This window comes from Petrachloros mirabilis, assembly GCF_975968855.1.
On sequence record NZ_CDLUDY010000293.1, the window covers coordinates 1 to 4,354 of the forward strand.

At 56.7% G+C, this 4,354-nt stretch carries 4 protein-coding genes; all 4 read right to left on the reverse strand.

Translation table 11 applies throughout. The features are described from left to right. Positions 1-920, reverse strand: a 920-nt coding sequence (gene mltG, locus ACWVCN_RS12690; protein ID WP_455246172.1) for an endolytic transglycosylase MltG, incomplete at its 3' end; no start/stop codon positions are given. Beyond that, positions 835-1,401 carry a Holliday junction resolvase RuvX gene (gene ruvX / locus ACWVCN_RS12695; RefSeq protein ID WP_455246173.1) on the reverse strand — a complete coding sequence of 189 codons (567 nt, stop codon included), beginning with the start codon at positions 1,399-1,401 and terminating at the stop codon, positions 835-837. The genes ruvX and mltG, both read right to left, overlap by 86 nt. Before the next feature lie 6 nt (positions 1,402-1,407). Next, positions 1,408-4,041 carry an alanine--tRNA ligase gene (gene alaS / locus ACWVCN_RS12700; RefSeq protein ID WP_455246174.1) on the reverse strand — a complete coding sequence of 878 codons (2,634 nt, stop codon included), beginning with the start codon at positions 4,039-4,041 and terminating at the stop codon, positions 1,408-1,410. Between the two features lie 3 nt (positions 4,042-4,044). After that, positions 4,045-4,354: RecX family transcriptional regulator (locus tag ACWVCN_RS12705; RefSeq protein ID WP_455246176.1), on the reverse strand; the 310-nt coding region annotated here is incomplete at its 5' end.

A 4,354-nucleotide genomic window follows, 5' to 3' on the forward strand; every position in this document is an offset into this window, starting at 1 on the left:
AAGTAGAGCGCGCGGGAATTCGAGGGATAAAGCGCCGCGCGGATCGACTCGATGCCGGGACTTGCGATCGGTCCAGGTGGTAGCCCTGCTATCCGATATGTGTTGTATGGACTTCGGCTCGATAGGTCTTTTTTCCTGATGTTCCCGTCAAAATCCGGCAATCCATAGATCACCGTCGGATCACTCTGCAGAGGAATACCTTTCTTCAACCGGTTATGAAACACTGCAGAAATCTCTTCCCGCTCTTCGCTGACCCCCGTCTCCTTCTCGATCACTGACGCCAGCGTAAGCACTTCATGCTGCGTCATTTTGAGATGTTTCGCTCGTTCCTGCAATTCGGGTCCGTAGACTTGGCGCAACCGCTCAACCATCGCCGTTACCACATCCCTGGCCTTGGCGGTACGCGGGAACTTGTACGTGTCCGGATAGAGATACCCTTCCAACGTGTCTGCCTTGATGCCTAACGATGCGACGAAGTTCCGATCTCTCATCAGACGCATGAGTTCCTGTCGATCCCCTACTCCCCGTTGATCCAATATCTCGGCAATTTGCACCATCGCCACCCCTTCCGGAATGGTGACAGGATGAAGTACAACCTGGCCGCTCATGAGCTTGGCGAGGATATCGGCGGGAGCCATAGCGGGATTTAGCTCATACTCGCCGGCCTGGATTTTGCGGTCCGCCGCTTGCGAGCGGCCTAATAGCATAAAGGCCGACCGGCTCCTGATCAGCTGTTCTCGTTCAAGCAGAGCCGCCACCTGCTGGAAAGTTGCTCCCTCCGGAACAAACACGACTTTTGAAGGAAGAGGCTGCTCCGTCGGTGCAACGGGAGCCTTAGCCCATTGAAGGATCTGAAAAGCGGCCAGAACGATGGCGACGGCCGCGGCGAGAAGAAGGACGAGTATGCTCCTCAACGTCATGTAACGAATCTACCAACGCTTCGTCTTGTTGCAGTTCCTGTTCTTTTACGGCGGTCCCGGTCGATTCAAGACTCGCCAGGTAACTCTGAAGCAGTATCGCAGCCGCTACACGATCAACCGCTCCCTTTCGCTTCTTGCGGCTCACGTCGGCTGCAATCAACAAATCCTCAGCAGCCTTTGTAGTCATCCGTTCGTCCCAAAGGACGATGGGAACCGGCAAACCCCGTTCCAAATGGGCCGCAAACTCACGCATAGCCTGAATTGCGGGTCCTTCCCGTCCGTCCAATTGCAGCGGAAACCCGAGGACCACCTGCTTGACTTCGTGCGCGGCAACCAACGAGGCAATGTAGGTTACGTCGCGTTCCAGCGTCCGACGCTCGAAAGTCTCCAGGGGTTGAGCAGTCCAGCCGAGTTCGTCACTGAGGGCTACACCGACACGTTTCGATCCATAATCCAACGCCAGTATACGCGATCCAGCCATAACATCCTACCGCTGAAGCGCAGCTTCTACCAAGCCAAAGACTTTTTCCAACGAAGAATCCAATTTTGAGGGGTCCTTTCCACCCGCTTGAGCCATTTCTGGACGCCCTCCCCCGGTTCCACCCACCTCGGCCGCCATCACCTTAATCAACTCACCAGCCTTGATCTTTGCGGACAAATCCTTGGTTACGACGACAAGGAGAGAAACTTTTCCCTCCTCGCTCGCTGCGCCAAGGGCTACGATACCGCTCTTCAACTTATCCCGCAACTGGTCGGCCAAAGCACGCATCCCGTTCATATCCAAGCCATCGGTCCGCTGGACATGAACCGGCACGCCTGCAATCGTTTTGGCCGTCGAGGCCACCGCCGATCCGGTGGCCATCTTAAGTTTCAACTCCTCGAGTTCGCGTTCCTTGTCTTTGAGCTGTGTCAGAATTTTCCGTGTCTTGGTTACGAGTTCGGACGGCCCCGCTTTCAAGAGATCCGAAAGCTCCCGGACTTCCGCCTCAAGCCTCTTGACGATAGCGATGGCACCGCGTCCCGTCTGCGCCTCGATCCGTCTGACACCGGCAGCCACACCGGTTTCCGACACGATCCGGAACAATCCGATTTCTCCCGTATGGCGGCAGTGTGTTCCACCGCACAACTCCTTGCTGAACGATTCGACGGTCACCACCCTGACCTGCTCACCATACTTATCGCCGAAGAACGCCAGCGCGCCATTGGCGACGGCGTCTTGAATGCTCATCACCTCGGTTTGTACCTTCTCATTCTTTCGAATCTCCCCGTTCACCATTGATTCGATCTCGTCGATATCGCGAGAGGAGAGCGGCCTAAAATGCGCGAAGTCGAACCGAAGCCGGTTCGGACCGACAAGCGAGCCGTATTGTTTCACATGAGGCCCCAGCAGGTCCCGGAGTGCCGCATGTACGAGGTGCGTTGCCGTGTGGTTTCTGGCCGCATCCCGCCGTGTTGTCCCGTTCACCGTCATATGAAGCTGTTCGCCCGTGCGGATGCGTCCCTTCGTCACCTTCCCTTTGTGAAGGATCAGTGTCGGCACCGGTCTCGTCGTTTCCTTTACTTCAACCCGCCCTTCCTGTCCGACCAAAAGACCTTGATCACCGACTTGTCCACCGCCTTCGGCATAAAACGGTGTGAGATCCAGAGCGACTTCAACCTCGTCACCCTCAACTGCTTCTTTCACGATGCGATCGCCTTTGAGGATGGCCTGCAGAATGCTGTCCGACTCCAGGTGATCATATCCGACGAACTGAGTCGCGCCGAACTGTCCCGCCAGCTCGGCGACGACCGGCCTGGTCGTCTCCTGCTCGAATCCACCGGTCTTGCGCGCCCGATTCCTCTGCTCTTCTATCGCCGCATCAAAACCCTGCTCGTCGACGGTCATGCCCTCCTCCCTGCAGGCTTCCGTGATCAGGTCCATCGGAAAACCGTAGGTATCGTAGAGTTTGAACACGTCGGGACCCGGCAACACATTCCGCCCGGCCGAGCGAGTCTTAGCGATCATATCGTTCAAGATCGGCAGGCCCTGATCGAGCGTCGCAATGAATCGCTCCTCTTCTCCCCTTGTTGCCTCGGCCACCGTGCCGGCAGCGCTGCGAAGCTCAGAATAGGCATGCCCCATCTGGTCGATCACGGTCGCGGTCAATTCGTGAAGGAAGGGTTCGACGACGCCGAGTAACCGTCCATGCCTGGCAGCGCGACGGAGAATCCTGCGCAGCACGTAACCCCGACCCTCATTCGACGGAAGAATACCGTCGGTCATCAGGAACGTAATAGCGCGCAAGTGGTCCGCCACCACCCGCATCGAACGATCCGCCTCGTCCTTGCGGCCATACACGGTGCCGGCGCGCTTCGCTATCGCGGACAGTAACGGAGTAAAGAGATCGCTATCGTAATTGCTGTAGACGCCCTGGGCGACCGCCGCTAATCGCTCAAGCCCCATGCCCGTATCGATGCTCGGTTTCGGCAAAGGATGAAGCGTCCCTGCGGCATCTCGGTTGAACTGCATAAACACGAGATTCCAGATTTCGATTACCCGGTCGCCTTCGCCGTTCGGACGGTCATCGCCTGGAACAGCCTGACCCTGATCGAAATGGATCTCCGAACAGGGTCCGCAGGGCCCGGTATCCGCCATCTGCCAAAAATTATCCTTCTCGCTGCAGCGAACAATGCGGGCCGGCGCCACCCCGATTTTCTTCCAGAACCGCTCGGCCTCTTCGTCTTCACGAAAGACGGTCACCCAGAGACGGGAAGCATCCAACCCTATTGTCTTCGTCAGAAACTCCCAGCCAAAGAGAATCGCCTCCTGCTTGAAATAGTCCCCGAACGAAAAATTGCCCAGCATCTCAAAGAAAGTATGATGTCGCCTCGTGTATCCAACGTTCTCCAGATCATTGTGCTTGCCGCCAGCGCGAAGACATTTCTGAACAGAAACCGCGCGCTTGTAGGCACGGGTCTCCTCTCCGAGAAACACACGCTTGAATTGGTTCATCCCGGCATTGGTAAACAAGAGCGTGGGATCGGCCTGCGGGATCAACGGCGAACTCGGCACGGACTGATGGCCTTGTTGTTCAAAATAGGTGATGAAGGACTGCCTGATATCCTGCGCACTCTTCGTCATGAATCACATCCCTTGCTCTGAGTAAGACCGCTTAATAATACGCTCAATGGTCTCCTCACCGAAACCCCGCTGACGTAGGAGCGTTTCCACCTGCCTCGGAAGAAGCCGGCGCCGGTTCCGGCTCCTCTCCCGAAGCACCCTTCGCGCCAGCGATTCCTCATCAACGGCGTCAAACGCTTCCTGAATAACGCAAGATACCAATGCCTCGGGCAACCCTTTCGCACACAACTCAAACTTGAGTCTCTCCCTCCCCATCGGCCGACGGGCCAAATAGCCTTCGACCCAACGCTTCGCATATCCCTGATCATCAAGA